The 1,446-nt window shown below is 38.5% G+C and carries 1 protein-coding gene and 1 pseudogene; both read right to left on the bottom strand.

What is annotated here, in order from left to right:
* A partial coding sequence (locus tag PX484_RS25900) for a hypothetical protein (protein ID WP_353853261.1) occupies window positions 1–240 on the bottom strand: 240 nt, incomplete at its 3' end.
* A gap of 362 nt (window positions 241–602) precedes the next feature.
* A pseudogene (locus tag PX484_RS23535) lies at window positions 603–923 on the bottom strand (RNA-guided endonuclease TnpB family protein); the annotation flags it as partial.
* Window positions 924–1,446: the final 523 nt, after the last annotated feature.

Below are 1,446 nucleotides of genomic sequence, written 5' to 3'. Positions count from 1 at the left end.
TTTACCATCAGACCTCATAGCTAGAGCAATTCTTTCCCTTTCCCCTTGAGTGATCACGCCATCAACACTAGCCTGTTCGATAATAGCGCGCAACTTTTCTAGTTCCTGATGTTCTTCGGCGGTTAATTCTGCTTGATTAGGACGAGATATTTCCATAAAAATTTCTCCTTGAGGGATCAACACAAACTTGGTAATTTTTTCTAAGTAGTGGAACCCATGGCAGTTATCCCCAGTCAGCATCAGGAATTAGGGACGATGCCTAATCAGTTTACGCTTCATATTTGCTCGGAAACCCTCTCAACAAATACGTTTGTATTAAGAAACATTAATAAAGCTGAGAGCCTTGACTATTGCCTCTGGGTTATTCCCTTGCCTCACGGTTAACTTTAATTTTGTTCGACCACTTAGAGTTGGCGAATACATTATAGCAGTTATCTTAATGGTGAGAGAAACCCTTTAGTATAACTTTGTGTCTTTGTACTTGAGAAAAAAAAGCTGTCTTGTCCGCTCCAGAAACTAGGTTAATTTAATCTAATTCTACCTGCAAGGCTCGCAATTTCGCCTCTAGCATTTGCCCTCGTTGTTCAGCAGTTTCTGCCCGTTACGGAATGGGAATGTTTTTTAAACTTAGGGTAGCCTTTCTTTACTTTAACTTTATTTTGGCAATTATCGTAAAACCGAGTAATTGCCCGCAAGGTTCTTTCTACAGCAGTCTGGCAAGCATGGGAGTTTAAATCATCAACAAATTTAAACTCTTTTCTTAATGCTGTGTTGTACCGAAATAACTCTGTTTTGCCAACACCAGGATTATCCATCCAATAACGCAGGACTTTATTCCGAACAAATTGGGTTGTCCGTATTGCCTCATTAATGGCTTCTATCTGATTAGGTTTTGGCTTAACTTTGTATTTTAGTACAAACATTTTGACAATGCTTGACCGAGTATCAACATCTTAATACAAAATTCCTTAAGTTGACAATACATATTTATTTAAAGCTGCCCGACCCTACACTAAAGGAAGGGTTTGTACCCAAATGTTCGATCAAACTAATCCTATTGAAAGATTAAAAAGGGTTTTACCATTATTCAGCAAGCCCTAATTTATACCAATTCTCCAAAGTCTGACTACAGAAGTTTAATCCCCCTAAATGCCCCTTAAAAAGGGGAACTTAAAGGGGGATTTAAATTCGATGTGTAGTTTTCATTTAGAGAAATGGTATTAGGTTATACTTCTGGATGGATGGAAATTAATTTTGCACCACTACAAAATGTGAGACGGGGACGATCACGGAGTTACAGAACCGGTTAGGTTAAGATAAAATACCAGTGGTCGCTTTAATATCACCTAAATAGTCGGTTTTTTGTGTCTTTCCCTCGACTATCGGCTGCTACCACTGGTTTGCTGTTGTTTGTTGTTGTAATCTGAGGAAATATAGTTCTTGCGT

The organism is Microcystis sp. M49636_WE2 (assembly GCF_030065375.1).
Classification (GTDB): domain Bacteria; phylum Cyanobacteriota; class Cyanobacteriia; order Cyanobacteriales; family Microcystaceae; genus Microcystis; species Microcystis aeruginosa_C.
This window is presented reverse-complemented; position numbering and strand designations above follow the sequence as displayed.